Annotated in this window: 19 protein-coding genes and 1 pseudogene; 6 read left to right on the top strand and 14 right to left on the bottom strand. The window is 55.8% G+C overall.

All coding sequences use genetic code 11. The features are described 5' to 3' along the window. Window positions 1-2: 2 nt before the first annotated feature. From KQ940_RS05335 to dctP, 3 genes are all read right to left on the bottom strand, one after another. Window positions 3-1,547, bottom strand: coding sequence for a TRAP transporter large permease (locus KQ940_RS05335; protein ID WP_217412396.1), 1,545 nt, complete (start codon window positions 1,545-1,547; stop codon window positions 3-5). Beyond that, window positions 1,544-2,245 carry a TRAP transporter small permease subunit gene (locus tag KQ940_RS05330; RefSeq protein WP_217412395.1) on the bottom strand — a complete coding sequence of 234 codons (702 nt, stop codon included), beginning with the start codon at window positions 2,243-2,245 and terminating at the stop codon, window positions 1,544-1,546. Before KQ940_RS05330 ends, KQ940_RS05335 begins: the two co-directional genes overlap by 4 nt. 77 nt (window positions 2,246-2,322) lie before the next feature. Then, window positions 2,323-3,459, bottom strand: coding sequence for a TRAP transporter substrate-binding protein DctP (dctP, locus tag KQ940_RS05325; RefSeq protein ID WP_217412394.1), 1,137 nt, complete (start codon window positions 3,457-3,459; stop codon window positions 2,323-2,325). Window positions 3,460-3,740: 281 nt separating this feature from the next. Between dctP and KQ940_RS05320 the strand changes: the two genes are divergently transcribed. Continuing rightward, window positions 3,741-4,493 (top strand): FCD domain-containing protein, encoded by a 753-nt coding sequence (locus tag KQ940_RS05320; protein WP_217412393.1) that lies wholly within the window; start codon window positions 3,741-3,743, stop codon window positions 4,491-4,493. Window positions 4,494-4,657: 164 nt separating this feature from the next. On the opposite strand, the gene KQ940_RS05315 is transcribed toward KQ940_RS05320, so the two are convergent. The 11 genes and pseudogenes from KQ940_RS05315 to KQ940_RS05265 form a co-directional block, all read right to left on the bottom strand. Beyond that, window positions 4,658-5,362, bottom strand: coding sequence for an FAD-binding oxidoreductase (locus tag KQ940_RS05315; RefSeq protein WP_217412392.1), 705 nt, complete (start codon window positions 5,360-5,362; stop codon window positions 4,658-4,660). A 45-nt stretch (window positions 5,363-5,407) separates the two neighbouring features. Beyond that, window positions 5,408-6,700, bottom strand: coding sequence for a homoserine dehydrogenase (locus tag KQ940_RS05310; protein WP_217412391.1), 1,293 nt, complete (start codon window positions 6,698-6,700; stop codon window positions 5,408-5,410). A gap of 75 nt (window positions 6,701-6,775) precedes the next feature. Further along, on the bottom strand, window positions 6,776-7,591 hold the full coding sequence (locus KQ940_RS05305) for a transporter substrate-binding domain-containing protein (RefSeq protein WP_217412390.1): 816 nt from the start codon (window positions 7,589-7,591) through the stop codon (window positions 6,776-6,778). Further along, entirely contained in the window at window positions 7,569-8,372 is an 804-nt protein-coding gene (locus KQ940_RS05300; RefSeq protein WP_217412389.1) for a thioesterase II family protein, read from the bottom strand. The genes KQ940_RS05305 and KQ940_RS05300 overlap by 23 nt, the downstream gene beginning before the upstream one ends. Beyond that, window positions 8,335-8,862: a gamma carbonic anhydrase family protein gene (locus KQ940_RS05295; RefSeq protein ID WP_217412388.1), complete on the bottom strand. Its 528-nt coding sequence runs from the start codon at window positions 8,860-8,862 to the stop codon at window positions 8,335-8,337. The genes KQ940_RS05300 and KQ940_RS05295 overlap by 38 nt, the downstream gene beginning before the upstream one ends. Further along, a complete protein-coding gene (locus KQ940_RS05290; protein ID WP_217412387.1) occupies window positions 8,859-10,013 on the bottom strand; it encodes a MupA/Atu3671 family FMN-dependent luciferase-like monooxygenase in 1,155 nt (384 codons plus the stop codon). Before KQ940_RS05290 ends, KQ940_RS05295 begins: the two co-directional genes overlap by 4 nt. After that, a complete protein-coding gene (locus tag KQ940_RS05285) occupies window positions 10,006-12,987 on the bottom strand; it encodes a type I polyketide synthase (protein WP_217412386.1) in 2,982 nt (993 codons plus the stop codon). Before KQ940_RS05285 ends, KQ940_RS05290 begins: the two co-directional genes overlap by 8 nt. Next, entirely contained in the window at window positions 12,984-14,846 is a 1,863-nt protein-coding gene (locus KQ940_RS05280; RefSeq protein ID WP_217412385.1) for a non-ribosomal peptide synthetase, read from the bottom strand. Before KQ940_RS05280 ends, KQ940_RS05285 begins: the two co-directional genes overlap by 4 nt. Window positions 14,847-14,867: 21 nt before the next feature. Further along, on the bottom strand, window positions 14,868-15,500 hold the full coding sequence (locus KQ940_RS05275) for a LysE family transporter (protein ID WP_217412384.1): 633 nt from the start codon (window positions 15,498-15,500) through the stop codon (window positions 14,868-14,870). Between the two features lie 618 nt (window positions 15,501-16,118). Continuing rightward, complete coding sequence (locus KQ940_RS05270; RefSeq protein WP_217412383.1) at window positions 16,119-16,865, bottom strand: 4'-phosphopantetheinyl transferase family protein; 747 nt, start codon at window positions 16,863-16,865, stop codon at window positions 16,119-16,121. A 271-nt stretch (window positions 16,866-17,136) separates the two neighbouring features. After that, window positions 17,137-17,277 (bottom strand): annotated as a pseudogene (locus tag KQ940_RS05265) (IS30 family transposase); the annotation flags it as partial. Window positions 17,278-17,409: 132 nt separating this feature from the next. Here KQ940_RS05265 and KQ940_RS05260 point away from each other — a divergent pair. From KQ940_RS05260 to KQ940_RS05240, 5 genes are all read left to right on the top strand, one after another. Beyond that, window positions 17,410-18,240 carry a MurR/RpiR family transcriptional regulator gene (locus KQ940_RS05260; RefSeq protein ID WP_217412382.1) on the top strand — a complete coding sequence of 277 codons (831 nt, stop codon included), beginning with the start codon at window positions 17,410-17,412 and terminating at the stop codon, window positions 18,238-18,240. A 228-nt stretch (window positions 18,241-18,468) separates the two neighbouring features. After that, a complete protein-coding gene (locus KQ940_RS05255) occupies window positions 18,469-19,260 on the top strand; it encodes a transporter substrate-binding domain-containing protein (RefSeq protein WP_217412381.1) in 792 nt (263 codons plus the stop codon). A gap of 11 nt (window positions 19,261-19,271) precedes the next feature. After that, the gene (locus KQ940_RS05250) at window positions 19,272-19,955 is read left to right on the top strand and encodes an amino acid ABC transporter permease (RefSeq protein WP_425515621.1); all 684 of its coding nucleotides are present in this window, start codon (window positions 19,272-19,274) and stop codon (window positions 19,953-19,955) included. After that, entirely contained in the window at window positions 19,952-20,602 is a 651-nt protein-coding gene (locus tag KQ940_RS05245) for an amino acid ABC transporter permease (protein WP_217412380.1), read from the top strand. Before KQ940_RS05250 ends, KQ940_RS05245 begins: the two co-directional genes overlap by 4 nt. Then, entirely contained in the window at window positions 20,589-21,317 is a 729-nt protein-coding gene (locus tag KQ940_RS05240) for an amino acid ABC transporter ATP-binding protein (RefSeq protein WP_246589743.1), read from the top strand. The genes KQ940_RS05245 and KQ940_RS05240 overlap by 14 nt, the downstream gene beginning before the upstream one ends. The last annotated feature ends 3 nt before the right edge of the window (window positions 21,318-21,320 follow it).

Below are 21,320 nucleotides of genomic sequence, written 5' to 3'. Positions count from 1 at the left end.
CATCAGCCATACACCAGGCTCGGCAACCAGGTGATCAGCCCCGGGAACAGGATGCAGAGCATCAATCCCGTTGCCTGCAGTGCCAGGAATACCAGCGAGGAGCGGAAGATCGTTGCCATAGAGATCTCCGGCGGGCACACCCCACGGATGTAGAACAGGGCATAGCCGAACGGCGGGCTGAGGAAGGACATCTGCATGTTGACCAGGTAAAGCACACCGAACCAGAGCACCACGTCATCACCCGGCACCGGCGGCAAACCGAACAGGCCGTCGAACTCCAGCGCCTGCACGATGGGGATGAAGATTGGCACCGCCAGCAGCAGGATGCCGACCCAGTCCAGGAACATGCCCAGGATCACCAGCAGCACCATCAGCAGGAACAGGATGCCGTAGGCGGACAAACCGGTACCGAGGATGGTTTCGGTGATAAACGCCTGGCCGCCCTGCAGGATGTAGAAGCCGACGAACACCGAGGCGCCGAACATGATCCACAACACCATAGCGGAAGCCTTGGCGGTGGTGACCGACGCCTCTTTCAGCGCCTGGACCGAGAAGGAACCGTGCTTCCAGGCCACCAGTACGGCACCGAAGGAGCCGATACCCGCGGCTTCGACCGGCGTTGCAATACCGCCGAACAGCAGTCCCAGCACCAGCATTACCAGGATGATCGGTGCGATCAGGTCCTTCAGCAGTGCCAGCTTGGCGCCGAAGGAGATACGCTCCTCAACCGGTACCGGCGGTCCCAGCTGCGGGTTGAGCCAGGTCCGTACCAGCACATAGGCGATATACATGCCGGAGAGCAGCAGACCCGGCACCACGGAGCCGAGGTAGAGCTCGCCCACCGACTGCTGGGCCACCACCGCGTAGAGGATCGCCAGGATCGACGGCGGGATCAGGATACCGAGGGTGCCCCCGGCCATGATCGAACCCAGCGCGATCTGGTGATCGTAGTTGCGCTTGAGCATCGCCGGCAGCGCGATGATACCCATGGTCACCACAGCGGCGCCGATAACACCGACCATCGCCGCGAGAATGGTGGACGCGATGATGGTCGCCGTGGCCAGACCGCCGCTGAGGCCGCCCATCCACTTGTACACCACGTTGAACATCTCCTCGATCAGCCCGGCGCGCTCCAGCATCGAGGCCATGAAGATAAACAGCGGTATCGCCGCCAGATCGGAGTTGGTCATCATCGGGAAGATACGGCCCGGGATGATGTTCAGCATCAGTGCATCGCCGACCAGGTAGATGAACATGACACCGAGACCACCGGTGACAAAGGCCAGCGGCAGGCCCATCATCAGCGCCACCAGCAGGGAGCCGAACATCAGGTAGGTCAGCGGTCCGATATCCACATTGCCGAGAATACCGGCCAGGCGGAACAGGAAGTACTCGTCGCCGTAGGGGTCATAGAAGACGGTGTTGATGGTCTCAACCAGGACGATAAAACCCAGTCCGATCGTTGCAACGATCATCAGCCAGGTACCGAGCTTGCCGATCAGGTTGTTACCGCGGCGATCCGCCGTATGAATTGCTGTAGCGGTCATTCTGCGCCCTCCTCGCCCATGCGCACGAACAGCGCGATATCTTTAATCAGCTTCGAGATGCCGGCGAGCAGGATCAGGATCGATCCCAGCAGCATCATCGCTTTCACCGGCCAGTACTGAATGCCCCAGGTCTCAACCGTGGTCTCCTGCATGCCGTACGCATCCTGGAAGAAGGTCCAGGAGGTGCCGGCCAGCGCCAGGGTGAAGATGAAGAAAAACATGGAGGTGAAGATATCCATCCCCACCCGGCCGCGCTCGGGCAACAGGTTGTACATCACGTCCACCCGCACATGGCCGCCATGCAGCAGGGTATGGGCCCCCGCCAGCAGGTACTGCATACCGAGCAGCAGGTAGCTCGCCTCATGCACCCAGATGGTGGGCATGTTGAAGAAGTAACGCATGATCACTTCATAGAAGTAGAAGCAGACCGCATTGATGGTCCACAGCGCGACGAACACGCCGGATTTGTCGCTGATCCAGTCAATGAAGCGAGTAAACACGTTACCCTGGAAATGGAGGTGGATGAGTGGATCCTCATCCGCCTGGACTTCACCCATGATCGGGTGTGACTCGGCTATTTGTCCCTGACGCTTCTCCGCGCGCTTGCTCAGCGCCATCAAAATCAGCGGCATCACCGCCAACCAGCCCCAGTAGAGCCAGTGCGGCATGACAAAGCCAAAGCCTTCGAGATCTGACATGATCAGCTACCTCATGACTACACAGAAAGATCGATGGGGGAGCGGAAACTCCCCCGTGGATTAAGACAGGGGATGGATCACTCCATGCCCTTGATATCCTCCTCGGTGATGTAGCCGACCGTATCGTTCATCATGTACTTGAGCTGCAGGTCGAAGATGGCGCGAGCATCCGCATCCTTGTTGGCCCACTTGTACCAGACCGGGATCGCCGCCTTACGGAAGCGCATCAGATCCTCCTGGCTGAGACGAGAAACCGCGTCACCCTCAGCCTTGAACTTCTCCATCGCCTCGATATTGCGCTTCTGGATCGTCAGGTAGTGGCGCTGGGAGTAGTTCTGCACCTGCTCCTCGACGATCTTCTGCAGTTTCGGATCCAGCTTGTTCCAGGCGCGCAGGTTGACGGTCAGGTCCATCAGGTCAACCGGCTGGTAGATCGACATCACCCCCGGCGGGCCAAACAGGATGTAATCGGTCACCTGGGAGAAACCAAGCTCGTAGTTCACCGCCGGGCCTACGTAGTCCGCCGCATCGATGGTGCCCTTCTCCAGCGCCGGGAAGATATCGGAGCCGGGCAGACTGACGGTGGACACGCCGAACTGCTGGAACACCTCGGCGACCATGCCGCCGGGCAGGCGGACCTTCATCCCTTTCAAGTCATCCAGGCTGTTCACCGGCTTCTTGGAGTGGATGATGTTGGCATCGTGCTGAATCGGACCGACATAGAACAGCCCGAACTTCTTGTAGATGTCGCGGGTCTTCTCCAGCATCCCCATGGAGTAGAACATGGTGTCCCACTGATGTGGCTGGTCGGGGCCTGCCGGATAGGAGGAGAGGAATACCGATGCCGGAATCTTGCCGGACCAGTACAGCGTAAACGGGTTCATCCCCTGCAGCACGCCATTGCGCACGGCATCGAACAACGCGTTGTTATCGGCGGCGACCGACTTGGCCGGGAAGGGCTTGAAGATCAACTCGCCGTTGGTCTTCTGCTCCATCTCGTTGCACCACTCCTCGAACAGGCTGTAGCCCACCGTTCCGGCATCCCAGACCGACTGGATCTTCCAGGTCTGTGCCGCCTGAGCGGGGCCCGCCGCCATCATCGAGGTACCGGCCACGACGGCACCGGCCAGGGCGATCGATTTCAGGAAGCTGCGTCTTGGCTGACGCCCTGAGTCAGCGACCTGCGTATCGGTGAGTAGATCTTGGTTATTCATCAATGCTCTCCAGAGTTCTTATTTTTAGCTTTGGATCGGGAACGTGAAACGATGAGCTAAAAGGCCCGGCTGCAACCGATCTAGCGCCGCGCAGGGCCTCATGCGCTGGAAGATTTGTCCACAGGCCACTATTCGTCCAGCGAATTCACCACTGGTCGGACCAGTTTTTTGTCTTCATACATGGACGCTAGGCACCGAATAGCCGATATTTATTCAGACAGGGCTAATATAGGGCCCGCCCCTCAACAGAATAAGAACAACTGGTCCAACCAGTCGCCGAGATGACCAATAAGCAGCCACTATCCACCGCCCAGTCGATCGCAACGCATCTGGAACAGATGATTCTGGATGGCAGTCTGGCGCCCGAACGCAAGATCCCCTCCGAACGGCAGTTGGCCAGTCGTCTCGGCGTGTCCAGAGCCATCGTGCGCGAAGCGCTGCATGAGCTGCATGGCCGGGGGATGATCGAAACCGTGCACGGCAAAGGTTCCTTCGTTGCCGGTATCGTGCCAACGGTGGATGAAAGCACACCGCTGATGCAGCTCTACACCGGCCACAGTCGAACCCTGTACGACCTGTTCGAGGTACGGGAACAGTTGGAGGGACAGGCCGCCGCACTGGCGGCGGAGCGTGCCACCGAGCAGGATCAATACCGTATCCGCAAGGCGTTCGAGGCGATGGAAGCGGCCGATCCGTTGACCAATGCCGACCTGGACCACGCCTTTCACCGCAGCATCGCCGAAGCCTCGCACAATCCGGTGCTGCTGCACGTGTTGAGCAGCCTGAAAAACCTGATGCTGGACTCGGTACAGGCGGCGGTGCTGAACCTGGCCCACCGCCAGGCGTTCAAGCAGCAGATCGACCGCCACCACCGGCAGATCTACCACGCGGTGATCAGTCGCCAGGCACGTTGGGCGAAAAAGGCCGCCATGGCCCATGTGCGCCATGTCAGCGAGTCGTTACGGCAGATAGAGGAGCAGGAGAAACGCCTGATCAGGGCCGCGCTGGAGCCGCAACCTGCCGCCAACGGCTAGAGCGGCCGGCAGCGCTGGTAATCGATCAACAGGATAAAGGTGTAGTGGTTCAATGATGGAAAAAGCTGGAGAGTGACGCCTAAATTGAGTTCCCGTTGCGGCAATTGCGAACTACATCGGGAATAAGAGCTTAATCACAGACTCCCTAATATGGGAGTCGCATCCTATGCAACGAATTGCGACTTCGGTAGACCACAGAGGTCACTAAAGTCCCTACGAGTGGACTCCACGACAATCGGTGCACCGCAAGCGTAGACGTGACAATTACGCATGTCCGGAAAGTCAGCCATAACCGCTTGATGTACGTTCCCGCCACGCCCGATCCACTGATCCTCTGGCTCTGGGGCACTCAACACAGGAATGAACGACAGACCTGGCATCACCTTCATGACCTGCTCCACCCACCCCCTAAGGTAAAGATCGGCACCACAGCGACCGCCCCAATAGAGGTACACCGGATGCTGTGAATCGGATTCAAGCAACTCCTCCATGATCGCCTTGATTGAGCTGAACCCGGTTCCCGAGGCCATCATAATGATCGCCGAGCCCGGCACCGCGGGTGCACCGCGGTAGTAGAGATCTCCAAAAGGGCCAGCAATGGACAGGCAGCCCGACTTACCACTGGTTTCCAGCACTTTGGCGATGAACCGACTACTCGTGACTTCCCGAACATGCAGTTCGATCGTTCTCGATGTACATGCGCCGCTGGCAATGGAAAAACTTCGCCGTGTACCATCGGCCAGAACCAGATCAATGTACTGGCCTGGACGATAGGAAAAGCTGTCGGCATCCAGTGCCAGTGTGATGCCGAGAATGTCGGAGGACAGTCGGTTGATATCCTGAATCTGGCACGCAATGAGTCCGTTCAAGTGAGGCTCCTCTCTACAGGTTCTAGTTGGCTGATCAGCTGATGTCTACTCGTCCAGCACCGGATAGATGACGATTCCATGGCCTGAAGCGGCTGCCCCCTGCAACGCAGGCAGCACCTTCTGTACCTGGCCCGTTGTGATGCTATGGGTGGTAATAATGATGTCAGCCAGATCGCCCTCGCGTTCGTCCTGGAAAATGGCGCTGACCGACACATTGGCGCTGGCAAATATCGAACTGACCTCGGCCAGCACACCCACTTTATTTTCGACCTTCATCCGGAAGTAGAAGCGGCTCTGCCTGGCATCGGAAGCAATGTACGGCCTTGCCTTGATCGCGTTCCGTTTGAAACCCATGTTCGGAAGTCCCACGTAGTTTTCACCCCGCGAGCCTTTAGCAAGATCGATCAAGTCGGCTAGCACCGCACTCGCGGTCTGTACGCCACCGGCACCGGATCCGTAGAGGAAGGCTGAACCGAACAGGTCACCGGTCAGCGCGATGCCGTTCATGGAGCCGTTGACATGTGTCAACATGGATGCGTTCGGCACCAGCGTCGGGGCCACCGAGACCCACACCTCACCGCCTTGCAGTTGGGTCTGAGCAATGAGTTTGAGCTGGTAACCGAGCCGGGCCGCCGCCGCTATATCGACCGGCTCAACCCTGGTGACGCCCTTGAAATCCACCGCCGAAAAATTGACTGGGACACCAAAAGCCAGCGAACTGAGCAAGGTGATTTTGTGTGCTGCGTCTTCGCCATTCACATCGAGGGTCGGATCCGCTTCGGCGTAACCTTTCTGCTGTGCCTGGGCCAGCGCTTCGTCGAACGACGCTCCATGCTGGCTCATTTGCGACAGGATGTAGTTCGAGGTGCCGTTTAGGATCCCGATGAGCGAGGTCACCCGGTTGGCGGCCACCGACTCCTTCAGCGTTTTGATGATCGGGATGGACACCGCCACCGCGCCCTCGAACAGTACACACACGCCCATTTGATCGGCGAGTTCGAAGATCTCTTCACCATAGAGAGCTAGCAATGCCTTGTTGGCCGTGATGATGTGTTTTTTATTGGTAATCGCACGTATCACTAGGTCTTTGGCGATGCCCGTGCCACCAATGAGCTCTATCACGACATCAATGGAGGGATCATCGACCAGCGCCCAGCAGTCCGTGACGATCTCGCAGCCTTCGGGTACATGCCCTTCGGCGCGCGCCACTGTACGGGTGGCGACCTTGACAATCTCCAGTTGCACGTCGGTCTTGGACGCAATCAGATCCCGATTCGACATGAACTTCTGTACCGTCGCCGAGGCGACGTTGCCGAATCCCAATACACCTATTTTCATGACTATCTCACTCTGTTCGAAGACTTTTTGTTCAGTTGCTCAACAACATCCGGGGGTTGTCGTTGAGCAATAGATTCATTGCGCGGAGTTAAGACGCTCACGCATTTCGCCGGTCAGGGGTATATTCAGGTCGAAGCCCATGCTTGGCAGTCGCCCGGTAAACCAGGTGGCGTACGTGGTTTCGAAGGGGCCCACTGCCATGAGCCTCTCCAGCTCGACGTCAACTTCAGCTTGGAAAATCGAGTCTCCCAGGCGAATCATGAAACCGTAGGGTTCACCACCGATGCGATGTGGCAGCAATTGCACATCGGCAATCGCCGCGTTGAGCATCAGGGCCTTCAGGATAACCTCATCAGCCACTATGGCATCGACCTGCTCATCCTGACAAAAGCTCTTGAAGGCCGATGCGATGTTTGCACTGCCGCAGAATCGATAGTCGACATCGGCGCTAGGCCACGCCATGAGTGCCGCGTGGCTGGTCGATCCTTGTATTCCGACGACCGTTATAGCTCCCTTTGGCTTGCCAGCGCTGCTCAAAACGGTGCTCTTAACCAGAATCCGGTGCGAGGTGAAGAAGATCGGTCGGCTGAATCGGTTTCTGGTTTTCCGCTCGGGAGTGATCGTGGTGGAGCCGCATTCGATGTCGATGCTGCCGTCTTCCAGCAGTGCCAAACGTGTTGAGGACGTCACTTCAACAGCGCGAATTTGACAGCTGTCGATGCCATGTCGGCGGCAAATCCCGGCCATGACCTGGCGGAAGAGGTCAACCGAATAGCCCTGCGGCACGAACGATGGTTGGGTGCAATACGAAAACGGCGGCGTGTGTCGCTGAAAACCGACGTGGATCACGCCGTCTTTACGGACTTTATCAAGGACAGAGGGTGTCGGCATGGCGCTTCCTAGTAGCAATGATGGGTTTGAGGTAGTCGATGATGTGTTGCTGAGCGCTTAACGGATAAAGGTGTCCGCCATGGATCTCGGTCAGCGCGAACGAGCCGGTGGTCAGCGTCGCCCACTGCGCCATGGCATCCCGGCCCACCAAGCCGTCGTCGCTCCCATACAGGCAGTGCACATCAAAGGGATAAGGTCCGTCGGGCGTCTGCGGGAGTTCCCGATCCATCCAGGCCAGATCGTGTTCGAAGGTCAGGCAAAACAGCGCTCGTACCTCTGGATGGTCAAGCGCTTCTGGATAAGGCTCACCCATTCGTGCAAACCAGCCCCGTAGATCGGCAGTGGGGTTCAGTGCGCCGAGACGACGTGGCTGCGGTGACTGCGCCGATAGGATCAACGTGGCGCACACACCATGACGCTTCCACAGCATGCCGGCGACCGCCCAGGCGAGCGAGGCCCCCATGCTGTGCCCGAAAATAGCCAGTGTGCGCGGCGCAAGTGCCATCAGAGCCTCTGCGAGCTGCCAAGCAATGTGCTCCAGGGGTTGCGTGAGCGACTCCTGCAGCCGGTCTTCCCGTCCGGGTAACTGGACGAACGCGAGCTTTACCCAGTCGCCCAGCAGACAAGACCAGTCATTGAATACCGAGACGCCCGCCCCTGCATGAGGAATGCAGGCGAGTACGTCCCGTGAATCGGCACCGCTAAATCGGATCAATCGGCAAGGGTTCTGGGCCATGAGTGACTCAAGACGGCAATCGTTCAAGGCTGTCTCTGTATTCATTCGCCAGTGCCCGATACTCCAGTGCCGTATCCCTCAGATTTTGAAGATCACTCTTGCTTAAATCCACCAGCCTCTTGGCCGGGGAGCCTGCAATCATGCAGCCGGGAGCAAAATGAGGGCCAGCACTCAAGACCGAGCCCGCCGTCACCAGCGAGTCTGCAGGTACGCTGGAGCCATTGAGCAGGATGGCACCGATGCCAATCACCGAATTCTCGCCGACGGTGCAGCCATGCAGCACCGCGGCATGTCCTACGGTGACATTTTTATCGATGGTCAATGGATAGCCGGGGTCAGCATGCAGCACTGCATGCTCCTGAATGTTGCTGCCTTCCTTGATCACAATGGGTGCCTTGTCACCCCGGATTGTCACCCCGGGCCAGATGCTGACATTTTTCTCGATTCGAACATCGCCAATGATGATGGCATTGTCGAACAAATAGGCGTCAGGATGGATCTCGGGCGTCACGCCCTTGAAGCGGTAAGTGGTCATTGCTGCTCACGTATCAGAGAGGAAAGAAGACGCAGGCTATTCAGTGTGTCGCTACCGGTTACTCCAAAATCGACGAGACAGGCCACTTCATCGACCCCCATCGACTTGAATGTTTTCAGTATCGTTGCGGCACGTTCGGGGCTGCCGATCAGGGAACTGGTGTTGATATAGCGACTGAACACCATGTCGACAAAATCATCGCTGTCCGTCCCAACCGCGCTGATGGCATTAACCTTCGCGTCCTTGTCAGTATTCGCCGTTTGGTGTTGGCCCACGAACGACTTGAGGTAGTCACTCAACGGCGCTCGAACCGTTTCGATCGCCGCATCGTCACTCTGGTCCAGATAGGTATGGAGCATCAGCGAGACAACCCCTTTAGCCGGATCAAGCCCCGCTGCAGCCCTCGCCTCACGGTAGATTCGAATACGTTTCTCTAGGTCCTTGGGACCGAAGTTGATTAGCGCCGTCAGAACGTTCAGGCCGTTATCTCCGGCAAAGCGCCAGGCTTCTTCCTTCTGCGAAGTCGTGAGCCAGAGTGGCAACTGCCTCTGCACGGGACGTGGATAGGTGACGATCTTCTGTGTGTGGCCGTTGGCATCAATCCTTGAGCACTCAACACCTTCCCATAGGGAGGACAGTTCACGACGGTAGTCATTCATAATGTCGAACCTCGCGGTGAAGTTCTCCGATTTCAGAACGAAATCGCGCACATGCCAACCGGGAGCCAACGCCAGATCCACCCGGCCGCCAGACAGGTTGTCAACCACTGCCCACTCTTCCGCCACCCGCATTGGATCATGCAAGGGCAGATTGATGCTGCCAGCACGAAGTCGGACATGCCGCGTCACTGTTGCCAATGCCGCTGCGAGAACCGACGGATTCGGATAAGCGCCTCCTACTTCGGTGAAGTGCCGCTCCGGCGTCCAGATGGCATTGAAGCCACTCTCATCGACGAACTTTGCCACCTCCAGCAGCAGCTCGTAGGGGTTCTGTCCGATACTCAATCCGGAAAAGAAAATGACGCCCAATTCCGGGATCGTCTTACCTGGAGCCGCCTGCGTCGAAGCAGATGAATCGTCGGGTAGCAACGTCTTGAGCCGGGAGCGCAACGCCGCCATTTGACTAGGTGAAAACTTGGCTGCTTCAGACATGTTCAACCTCGTCTTCAAGCAATTGCTCGGCGATCTGCAAAGACATCGCAGTCACCGAACTGTTGCCGTAGAAACCACGCAATGGAATGTCCAAGTTAAAGGTTTCGCGCAACTTGTTGATCATCTGAATTGCGATCAAAGAGTTACCGCCCAAATCGAAGAAGGACATTGTCGGATCGATCTCCTCCCCAAGATAAGATTCGTAGATGCCCAAAACGAGGGCTTCTACCGGGTTGGCTTCATTCGTAACCTGTGGCCCGGGCAGAGCCTGCTTGACAGGAGCTGCGCTTGGCAGTGGCACAACGACAGAGCAGGCCGTTGTGGTGCCGGTAGCCTCTCCGCTTGGGCGAAAACCAATCACCGGATCGATCCAGTGCCGGGTCTTTTCGAAGGGATAGACAGGCAGTGCGGCGTTGCATTTACCCTCGACGAAAGGTGCTAGTTCGAGAGTCCCGGACAACGTCCAATATGCAGCGATCACCGAGAGAAACGATTGATACTCCTCTTCCGCCGCCCCAAGTGCTGGCACGATCCGCGCCGGATCGGCGGATTTCACCTCCCAGTTCGATTGAATCAAGTTCTTCATGGCGAAGCCATGGCCGACCTCCACGAAGGTACGTACACCCAGCTCCCGCAATGTCTGGATCGACTTGGAGAACTGCACGGTTTTGAGCAAGTGGTCAGCCCAATAGACCGGGTTTTTGTACTCGTATTCAGTCAGTAGACGGCCAGTTATGTTGGAAATAAGCGGAATCCGTGCCTGACCGAACTTGACCTCTTTCATGTAGGCCATGAACTGCGTGGCGCCCTCTTGCATCAATGGAGAATGGAACGCGTGAGAGGTACGCAAGCGTTGGTGCGCCACACCCGCAGCGGTGGCCTTGGCGACGATCTCATCTATGCGCTCGAAGGAGCCCGCCAACACGCTTTGTGTCGGTGCGTTGTGGGCGGCGATGGCTACGCCACCGAGCTGTTGCTCAAGCCCATCCAGCCGCTCGATCGCCAGCATCTCTCCCGGCTCGCATTTATCCATGCACTGGGCGCGCTTGATAATCAGTGCGGCTGCGGTATGCAGGTCGAAAACCCCTGAGAATGCTGCGGCGATTACCTCGCCCAAACTGTGGCCGAAAACGAAATCCGGGACGACGCCAAACTCATTGAGAGTCTGGGCCAAGGCCAGCTCTACCGCAAACAGCAGTGGTTGGGCAATGAGCGTTGAGGTGATGTCTTGGGCTTTTTCTAGGTGCCAGAGGTAGGCCGACAGATCGAGGTCATGCTCTTCCCTGAAGACTGCCAAGATGCGCTCGAGGTTGAGCTTGAAAGCCGGGCATTGCAACGCAAGGTCCGCTCCCATCTCAATATTCTGGGTGCCTTGTCCGGAGAACACAAAGGCCGACAAGCTGGAGTCGCCGCTGATAAATTGATGGAAGTTGCCGGCTGCCAGCAGCGACTTGGCCTGGCGATTGGACTGTGCAACTAGGGCGACCCTGCAAGGAAGAATAGGCCGGCCGTGGTAGGCGGTATGCATCGTATCCAGGAGAGGCGTGGATGTTTGGTCGAAGTACTGTTGGTAATCGCTGACCAATCGCTCGACAGCTGGACGAGACTTAGCCGATAGTGTAAATATCCCGGGCTTGTCGGTCGGTTCCACGAGCTGCGAATCGACTACAGTCTGTCGATAGCCTTCAAGGATCATATGGCAATTGGTTCCCCCCATGCCGAAAGCGCTGACGGCTACCACTTGGGCTCGTTGCGGATCCAGCACCTGCTCCTGGCCTGTCACATAAAAGCGAGAGTCTTCCAGTTCAAGAAGCGGGTTAGGTGTAGCTAGAAACAAGGTGGCCGGGATTGTTTTGTGTTTGAGAATCAAAGCGGCCTTGATCAGGCCAATCACCCCGGCAGCGATGTTGAAATGCCCGAAGTTACCCTTGAGGGAGCCGATGCCACAGGCAAGGCCGGCCTCACCATACGCCTGCTTTATCGCTTCTACTTCAATCGGGTCACCCAGCGTGGTGCCAGTGCCATGAGCCTCGATGTACTGTATGTCCTGAGGATCGATACCCGATAGTTCAATGGCCTCGGCCAACGCTTGAACTTGGCCATTCACACTAGGGGCGGTGAAGCCCACCTTACTTGCACCGTCATTGCTAATGGCGGCGCCCTTAATGACCGCGTAAATATCATCGCCATCGAGAATCGCCTGTTGCAGCGGTTTGAGCAGCACAAGCCCCAGGCCGTTGGTGAATAGCGTTCCGTTGGACTCCGCATCGAGCGGGCGGCAATTTCCGTCGGGAGAAAGCACACCATCCGGTTGGTAGAGGTAGCCCGTATGCTGCGGTACCTTGATGTTTACCGAACCGGCAATGGCGGTATCGCATTCGCCGAGCATTAAGCTTTGGCAGGCAGCATGAACTGCCACCAGCCCTGTGGAACAAGCGGTTTGAACGTTAACGCTCGGACCGCGCAAATTCAGCTTGTAAGAGATTCGGGTGGCCAGAAAGTCCTTGTCATTGCCATGGCGAATCATCATTTCACCCAGCGAGTCGACTACATCACTTCTTTCCAGTACACCGAACAGATAAGAACTGAACGCCGAGCCTGCGAACACGCCGATGCGGCCAGGGAAACGAGCGGGATCAATGTTTCCACGGTTGAGCAAAGTGACCGACGACTCAAGCATCGCGCGTTGCTGTACATCAAGTACATCTGCCTCAATGGCACTCATATCGAAATACTGTGAGTCGAATCGATCGATATCCGGCAGTACACCTGCACGCTTGACATAATTAGGATGTCGCAGCCGTGATGCGGCTACACCACTGCGCAGGATGTCGTCATCTTCAAGATCAGATAGGGTACAAGTCCCGTCACTAAGTACGGTCCACAACTCTTCGATGGAGGCTGCGCCCGGAAGCCGGCAGTCCATGGCGATAATGGCGATTGAGCTCTGGTCACAATTCGATTCAGTGGTCATTGCACACTCTCTTGGTTGGTTCGACGGGCGCGCGAAGCGATCAGACTCCGTCGATGGACAAGCCGGGGGGCGGATGGCAAATCGTTTCTAGTGGCACGCAGAGCTGTAGTTTCATCACCGTGCGCGCGAACTAGGTCGACCTGGCTATTAATGGTGGAGTACTGAAACAACCGAACAAGGGGAATTTTTACGTTAAATTCGCGCTGCAGTTGCTCATGCAAAACGACGATGGACAGGGAATTCCCCCCCAGGTCAAAGAAGTTCTGCGAGCGACTCAAATGTTGACGTTCGAGTACTTCTCTCCATACGTTTTCAAGCCGCTGTATCGCACTGCGATTTTCATCGCGGTGTGTATTCGCTGCGAATTCGATCGGTTTGTTTGCAAGCTCCGTCAAACGCTTGCGATCAAGCTTGCCGTTGGGCAACCGCGGTAATGCGCCATGGACATGCACGTCGGAAGGCAGCATCACCGACGGCAGCCTGGCACGCAGGTAATCCATCAACTCATCGACGGCACAGGTCTCGGATTCAACGAAGGCGATGATGGTCTTGGTAAATCGCGTATTCCTGGCGCAGACAAACACAGTGTTAATGCCTGGAAACGCCAGTATCACTGATTTCACTTCGCCCAGATCAATGCGTACACCATTGATCTTGATCTGGTCGTCCTGACGTCCAAGTATCTCGATCTCATTATCGGGATTGGTACGACCGATATCTCCAGTGCGGTACACAGCAAGGCTTGGGTCGGGAGCAAAAACACCGGCTACGAAGGGCGAGATCAACGCCCCATCAGCAAAATAACCATGAGAGCAGTAAGGCGTCGCAATGCAGATCTCTCCGGTTTCGCCGACACCACAGGTGGTTCCATCTTCGGCCAGGACAAAACTGATTGCCCCTTCGATCGGATTACCAACAGCCTGAATGCCGTCCGCCAGCGGCATGATCAGGCGTTTGAAGTGCTTGGCAAGCGTAGTTTCGGTTGGGCCGTACAAATTGATCACTTGCGAGTCTGGAAATAAGTTTGTCCACTGCGTCACCAATCCAGCATCCAGCGGCTCGCCCGCAAAAAACGTATACCGGAGGGATTCGATGGCCGGCTCACCCGCCTGCTGAGTGACCCACAAGCGGGCAATGGAAGGCACCATGTGCACAGCGGTGATCGCATTTTCTCGGATGAATGAAAGGGCAGCCTGGGCACCGAGCTGTCGTTGCTCGGGAATGCAAACTGTCGCCCCGCTGATCAGCGGCGTGAAAACATCGCGAAACCAGACATCAAACGACAGGTTCGTGAACTGAGCGAATCGATCGTCTGGCCTGATCGAAAACTCACTGCGCTGCCAGTCTAGGAACTGCGACAAGCCATTGTGGCTGCCGACAATCGCTTTGGGTTTACCCGTGGAGCCGGACGTGAAAGCGATGTACGCATAGTCGCTGCCCGCCTTCTCGAAAATGCTGGCACACTCTTCGGTCGGCGGTTCGACGACCTCGATCAGCGACTCCTGCGCTTGGCAACGAATCACGCCGCGCGTAGGTACTGCGCTCAACATGGCCTGCTGGCGTTCAGCAGGCAATCCGGAATCAATCAGCATGAGCGTGCAGTCCGCATCCCAAACAGCCAGTGCCGTGGCGATCGCCTGCGCTGAACTTTGCGCAATGACGGCCACGATACTACCAGCGACTACAGCGCTTGCCTCGATATCGGCCTTTATCTTTTGAACGGTCTTGTGCAGTTTGGCATAGGAAATCCGCGAATAACCCTCGCAGAGTGCGATGCGCTTAGCATGCGCCTTACACGCACGCTGAACCAATATATGAACTGCGTCGAAAGTTCTGACTGATGGTGTTAAGTCTTCCATGATGAACCACCTGAAAATGAGTTAAACGCCTACTTGGTGAAAGGTCGCTAAGACTGAAGCCGCGATCATGAATAGGACGCCGAACACTTTGTTGAGTGTTTTCATGTGGGCTGCGGTTTTCAAATAGGACAGAGCCTTGGAGGCCAACCCGGTATAACCCGCCATAACCACCAGGTCGGTGAAGGCGAAGGTCAATGCGATGAAGAGGTATTGAGAGGGCAAGGACGCCTTGTAATCGATGAACTGCGGAATAACCGCCAACATGAATAAGTAGCCCTTGGGGTTGATCACGTTCAACGCCCAGCCTTTGGACACAAGACGTCCCACGGTGGTGGTGTGGACTTGATCACGGTTGATGCTCACTGGCAAACCTTTGGACAGCCACTGGCACACACCGAGGTAGAACAGGTACGCCACTCCGGCCCATTTCAAGACGTTAAAAGCAAGTGGAGACTCCTGGATCAACGCGCCCAACCCGATCACCACCGCGATAAAAACGGTCCACAAACCCAACACCAGACCGACGACGCCGAAGTACCCGCGGCGAAATCCATAGTTGAGTCCATTGGTCATTGAAAACACTGAGCCTGCACCTGGCGAAAGTGAAAAAATCCACGAAGCCAAAAAGCAGGTAATCCAAATATTGATAGTCATGTTTAGTTCTTACTGAACAGTGTTGAGTTAGTTTCAAACAAATAAAATCTGTGGCAGTTAAATAAAGCAAAAGCTCTCAGTTATTAATAAGAGGTGCTATCCGAAATTCACAAAAACAAAATTCGGGCGTACGAATACGTCAAGCCTATATGCAAAAATAAATCTGACCTGATTTATATTACAGTTTAAGTGCCTGCTTAACGCGCGAATTAATTCCCACCTCCGAAAACCTCGAGGTGCTATAGGAAAGGGAAGCAACTTTGCTCTACAACTGTGTCGCATGCCTCGGCAATATCTTACTATCAATACAACGCCCACACCTGGACGCTAAAGCCAAAGCTTTCAGATAGGTATATAAACAAGGGGCACGCCACGAGAGAGCGAACTTGCTGCTCTCGGTGCTATTTGGGTGATGGCTGCATTTTTTTACTATCCTTAGTAAATTAATCCATTTTTGTGAAATTATCATTGGGGCTAGTTAAAGTCAAACTTATATATTGGGCTATATAAAATAGTGTTGAACTAAACCGCTTCGCGGTAGCCCCCCCTGCACAGATCCTGCGCCTACTGCATAGATGAAAGCTCGCGCAGATCGTCATACATATATGCTGGTAACTTTCAGGCTTGAACGGCTACCAGGCTAAGGATGTGTCCGTCCTGCAAATCAAATAGACCGTCTAACTCATGACCGCTACACCATTCAGAAGATAGGTCAGTCAACAACCGTAGCCGCGCGTGACCATCAGCACTCCACTCCAACATCTCGGCGTGTTCGAAGTAGAAGTACTTGCCAGTCAGCGGGTAGAGAGCCTTAAACAGACTCTCTTTGAGCGAGAAGGTCAGCGTCACGCCGAATGCTACGTCTCGCAAAGCTAGGCGTCGCCTCTCTCTCGGAGTGAGAATCTCTGCGGCCAATCGGATAGATTGCTCCTCTCCTAGCAGACTTTCTATATCAAGACCGAGGCCGCGCCACTCAACGCTACGGGAAACAATCGCAGCAGCAAATCTCCCTGAGTGGGTGATCGAGCCACATATGCCGCTGGGCCAGACCGGAGCACGATTCTCGCCAAGACTAGGCGTCTCGTCTCGCCCAATGAGGTGGGAGATGGCGGCGCGTGCACAAAGGCGCCCAGCAAGGAATTCCGCTCGGCGCTTAACAACCGCTCGCTGGATACTCGCTGGCAGTTCGACATCATAATGGGCGAAGGTCTCATCAGCTAAACGAGTTGGATCGAAGCTCGTGCTATACAAAAGCGCGCCCAAAAGTCCCTGCGGCAGAGACCAGTGCACTTGCGGCAGCGACAGAAAATTGTCAGTACTACTTATATCTAAAGCTCTGCTTGTGGAACGCTCGAAAATCAGCATTGAAGTACCGTACGTATTTTTCATGAAGGTTTAAACAAAAACGACTGAAAGCCTTGGACATCCCTCATATAGAGGACGGTCCATTTTTTGCCGCTTTTCCAACAAGAGCTTCATATACCATCTCTCAGATAAGCAATCTCAGTTGATTGTTTAGTTGAGCACACGGTTCTTTCAGCCGTGCCAACAATCCATTGGTCGACAGCGATTCTACAGGCAAATAGGCCTCAGTCGGTAGAAACGCGCGAATTCAACTCTGAAGTGCGACACCTGCCTATGCAGCCTGAAGGTATTCTTGTAACACGATTTCAGGCTGCCTGAACCCGAGGCATTTGCGCGGTCTCAGGTTTAAGCTCTTTTCTGCTCGCCGTACCTCCTCATCCGTGATCAGCCTCAGATCCATGCCTTTCGACAAACGCTACCCCACCTCCGGTGGCACGATCATTGAAAGCTAAAAACCAGCAAATTATGGTTTTAGCTAGCGTCAACAGTGCTATTTTGGAAAAATCCCAGCCGATCTGTCGAACCATGCCCCGTAAGGAGACAAATGAAAGCCATTGAGGAGATTATCCGGGATAAATATGCACAGCTCCCCACCCAAGAGCGGAAGCTGGCGGACTTTATTCTGGACCGCCCGAGTGATCTGGCTATTTTCAACAGCGCCGAACTCGCTCGCCTCTGTGGTGTATCCAAGGCAACCGTGAGTCGCATGTTCAAACGCCTGGGGTATTCCTCCTTTAAAGAGGGACGTGTAGAGTCGCGTCGCCAGCGCCAACAAGGGGTTCCCGTTGTAGAAGGAAAAGCCTCCAAGCGCACGTACGCCCCCCATTTCGAGCGTGAGATCAACAATCTCAAGCTACTGCAGGCATCCCTGTCCGAAGACAGCATGAGCGAGATGGCGGAGGCGCTGGCAGCGGCACGCTTGATTAAAGTCGTTGGCTTTCGTAACAGCTATCCCATTGCGCTGCATATCAGGCAGCAGCTGATACAGGTGCGAGCCGGTGTTGACCTGGCTCCCCTGCCCGGCCAGACGCTGGCAGAAGAGCTGGAAGGGCTGGGGGCTGACGACATGGTGATTTTCATCGCCTTTCGGCGACGTCCGAAACTCTTTGATAAGGCCCTGAATCATATGATTCAGCGCAAGATACCGGTGTTGCTGATCACCGATGCATCTCTCAGGAAAATCGCCGACCGGGTCAAGTGGTGGGTCGAATGCCCGTTGGAAAGTGTTTCCGGTTTCGATGGCTACAGCGCGGCCATGAGTTTCGCCACACTGATCTGCAATACACTGCTGCATCAGATGGCCGTCACCGGGCAGTCGCGTATCCTGTCGATCAGCGATGCCTATAGGGAGATGAACGAGCTCGACTTCATCTAACGACAACTGTTTCACCCACCCTGCACGCCCGGTATCAGGTCAGGCTCCCGCTCAAGGCACTGCTTCAGTGCACTCGATAACGCCAATTTTGGCAGGCTTCTCCGTCAGCTCACCTTAGGTCGCTGATATTTAACGACATCCCATTACTGGCACTTATGTTGCAGAAATATACACGCATGAAACAAAAGTCTCATAAGAGTATTTCAATGAAACCTGGAGGACCTGCAAATGCCTCATCTGTTCAAGAAAGTCGCACAATGGCTCAGCCTGTTCTGCTTGTGTTTTTCTACACTGCACGTCAGTGCAAATCAGCTCGACGATATTGCCCAACGGGGCGTGCTGGTCGTCGCTGTTCCTCAGGATTTCCCCCCCTTCGGATCGGTCGGGCCTGATCTGCAGCCGATGGGGTACGACATCGATGTGGCCCGCTACCTGGCGGAAAGCCTGGAGCTGAAACTTGAGCTGGTACCGGTCACCAGTGCCAACCGGATCCCTTACCTGCAAACCCGCAAGGTCGACTTGGTGATCTCCAGCATGGGCAAGAATCCCGAGCGGGAAAAGGTGGTCGATTTCTCCCGCGCCTACGCCCCATTCTTCCTAGGCGTTTTTGGCGAATCCGCCGCTGACGTCAAGGCCGCCGCCGATCTGGCCGGCAAGACGCTTGGCGTGACTCGGGGATCGGTCGAGGATCTGGAGCTTTCCAAGCTGGCGCCGGAAAGTGCCGTTATCCAACGCTTCGAGGATAACAACACCACTATCTCCGCCTACCTCTCGGGTCAGGTCGATCTGATCGCCACAGGCAACCTGGTTGCAGCGAAGATCGCAGAGAAAAACGGTAACCGGGAGCTGACCTCCAAGTTCGTAATCAAGAACTCTCCCTGCTTTATCGGTGTCCGCAAAGGCGAAACCGAGCTGCTCGCCAAAGTGAACGAACTTGTCACCGCGGGTTTAACCTCTGACACGCTCGACGGTCTATCGATGAAATGGTTCAAGGCTGAGCTGCCCGCTGACCTTAAGTAAACAGCAGGTGGATGATCGGCATGGATTACACCTTTCAGTTTGCAGAGCTCTTGCCCTATACGAGTCTCATCGTTGACGGGTTGCTATGGACAGTGGCTCTGACCCTGATCACCACCTTCCTGGGGTGCCTGCTCGGCACCTTGGGCGCCGCGGCCAGGGCCGGGCAACACAAATTTCTGAAACACGCGGTCGGAATCTATGTGGAGCTGATTCGCAATACGCCCTTTATCGTCCAGCTGTTCTTTATCTTCTTCGGGCTGCCCAGCATCGGCATCAAATTGAATGCCTGGGAGGCGGGACTGCTGGCCATGGTGATAAATCTGGGAGCCTATAGCACTGAAATCATTCGTGCGGGCATTGAGGCAACGCCGAAAGGGCAGTTGGAAGCAGCCCGCACTCTGGGTTTAAGCCGTGTACAGACGTTCATACGCGTCGTGTTGCCACCGGCTCTACAGAAGATCTATCCGGCCCTGACCAGCCAGTGCATCATCGTCATGCTGGGCTCGGCAGTGCTGTCGCAGATCTCCGTGCAAGAATTGACCTTCGCCGCTAATTTCATCCAGTCGCGCAACTTCCTCAGCTTTGAAGTGTACCTGGTAGTCGCACTGCTCTATCTCCTCTTGGCGATACTGATGCGTCAGTTGTTCAAGGCGGTGCACTACTACGCCTTTCCCAACTTGAGGGCTCGCAAATGAGCGAATTTACTGACTGGGATATTCTCCGTAATTTGCTGTTGGCCGCCCGCTGGACCGTCGCGCTTTCACTGATCGCGTTTGCCGGGGGCACGCTGGTGGGTCTGTCGCTGACCTTCATGCAGATCAGCGGTCGAGCGGTGCTGGTGCGGATCACGCGACTCTATATCGAACTCTTTCAGGGCACGCCCCTGCTGATGCAGCTGTTCCTGGTGTTCTTCGGGATCTCTCTGTTCGGTATCGATGTGTCGCCCTGGACCGCCGCGGCGTTGGCGCTGACGCTGTTCAGTAGCGCCTACCTGACCGAGATCTGGCGCGGCTGCATCGAGTCGATCCCGCGCGGCCAGTGGGAAGCCTCCCGCTGCCTGGGTTTGAGCTACTTCGAGATCATGCGCCATATCATTTTGCCTCAGGCCCTGAGGGTCGCCGTACCACCAACGGTGGGCTTCTCGGTGCAGATCGTCAAGGGCACGGCGCTGGCTTCGATCATCGGTTTTGTCGAGCTGACCAAGGCCGGCACCATGCTCAACAACGCGACCTTTGAGCCCTTCAAGGTGTTCGGTTTTGTCGCACTTATCTATTTTCTGCTCTGTTACCCGCTGTCGGTAGCAAGTCGTATGTTGGAGAGAAAACTTCATGCCACTGGTTAGCATTGACAATGTTCACAAGTACTACGGCGATAACCATGTACTTAAGGGGATCGATTTGCGCATCGATGCCGGCGAAGTGGTCTCCATCATCGGCCGCAGCGGTTCCGGCAAGAGCACACTGCTGCGCTGTATCAACGGACTCGAAACCTACAGCGAAGGCGGCATCATCGTCGACCAACTGGAGGTGAAAGACGACGATCGCCAGATCCGCAAGCTCAGCAAAAGTGTCGGCATGGTGTTTCAACACTTCAACCTGTTCCCCCATTTAACGGTGGGCCAGAACATCACGCTGGCGCCAAAGTTGGTCCGCAAGTTATCCACGGAAGAGGCGGCTGAAACTGCGCGCGAAGTGTTGCGGAAGGTCGGCTTGCAGGACAAGTTCGACAGTTACCCCGGCGAGCTGTCCGGTGGTCAACAGCAGCGGGTGGCGATCGCTCGCTCCCTGGCGATGAAGCCCAAGGTGCTGCTCTGCGACGAGATCACCTCGGCGCTCGATCCCGAGTTGGTCGGAGAGGTTCTAAGAGTACTGGAAACACTGGCAGCGGATGGGATGACGCTGATTCTGGTCACCCACGAGATGAATTTCGCCCGTGATATAGGGGATCGAGTGATCTTCATGCATCAGGGCAAAGTGTGGGAAACCGGCGAAGCGAAGGCGGTATTCGCCAATCCGCAAACGCCCGAACTGCAGACCTTCATCAATGCCGTGCTGTAACGC

The sequence above is a fragment of the Marinobacterium ramblicola genome, from assembly GCF_019084545.1.
GTDB classification, from domain to species: Bacteria; Pseudomonadota; Gammaproteobacteria; order Pseudomonadales; family Balneatricaceae; genus Marinobacterium_D; species Marinobacterium_D ramblicola.
Note: the sequence above shows the minus strand (reverse complement) of the source record. Positions and strands in the feature narration are given on the sequence as shown.

Coding starts and splice junctions, on each gene's coding strand:
- KQ940_RS05305 (WP_217412390.1), bottom strand. CDS start 7,591: ATGCCGACACCCTCTGTCCTTGATAAAGTCCGTAAAGACGGCGTGATC.
- KQ940_RS05270 (WP_217412383.1), bottom strand. CDS start 16,865: ATGCTGATTTTCGAGCGTTCCACAAGCAGAGCTTTAGATATAAGTAGT.
- KQ940_RS05320 (WP_217412393.1), top strand. CDS start 3,741: ATGACCAATAAGCAGCCACTATCCACCGCCCAGTCGATCGCAACGCAT.
- KQ940_RS05255 (WP_217412381.1), top strand. CDS start 18,469: ATGCCTCATCTGTTCAAGAAAGTCGCACAATGGCTCAGCCTGTTCTGC.
- KQ940_RS05300 (WP_217412389.1), bottom strand. CDS start 8,372: ATGAATACAGAGACAGCCTTGAACGATTGCCGTCTTGAGTCACTCATG.
- dctP (WP_217412394.1), bottom strand. CDS start 3,459: ATGAATAACCAAGATCTACTCACCGATACGCAGGTCGCTGACTCAGGG.
- KQ940_RS05250 (WP_425515621.1), top strand. CDS start 19,272: ATGATCGGCATGGATTACACCTTTCAGTTTGCAGAGCTCTTGCCCTAT.
- KQ940_RS05245 (WP_217412380.1), top strand. CDS start 19,952: ATGAGCGAATTTACTGACTGGGATATTCTCCGTAATTTGCTGTTGGCC.
- KQ940_RS05330 (WP_217412395.1), bottom strand. CDS start 2,245: ATGTCAGATCTCGAAGGCTTTGGCTTTGTCATGCCGCACTGGCTCTAC.
- KQ940_RS05335 (WP_217412396.1), bottom strand. CDS start 1,547: ATGACCGCTACAGCAATTCATACGGCGGATCGCCGCGGTAACAACCTG.
- KQ940_RS05295 (WP_217412388.1), bottom strand. CDS start 8,862: ATGACCACTTACCGCTTCAAGGGCGTGACGCCCGAGATCCATCCTGAC.
- KQ940_RS05280 (WP_217412385.1), bottom strand. CDS start 14,846: ATGGAAGACTTAACACCATCAGTCAGAACTTTCGACGCAGTTCATATA.
- KQ940_RS05310 (WP_217412391.1), bottom strand. CDS start 6,700: ATGAAAATAGGTGTATTGGGATTCGGCAACGTCGCCTCGGCGACGGTA.
- KQ940_RS05240 (WP_246589743.1), top strand. CDS start 20,589: ATGCCACTGGTTAGCATTGACAATGTTCACAAGTACTACGGCGATAAC.
- KQ940_RS05285 (WP_217412386.1), bottom strand. CDS start 12,987: ATGACCACTGAATCGAATTGTGACCAGAGCTCAATCGCCATTATCGCC.
- KQ940_RS05260 (WP_217412382.1), top strand. CDS start 17,410: ATGAAAGCCATTGAGGAGATTATCCGGGATAAATATGCACAGCTCCCC.
- KQ940_RS05290 (WP_217412387.1), bottom strand. CDS start 10,013: ATGTCTGAAGCAGCCAAGTTTTCACCTAGTCAAATGGCGGCGTTGCGC.
- KQ940_RS05275 (WP_217412384.1), bottom strand. CDS start 15,500: ATGACTATCAATATTTGGATTACCTGCTTTTTGGCTTCGTGGATTTTT.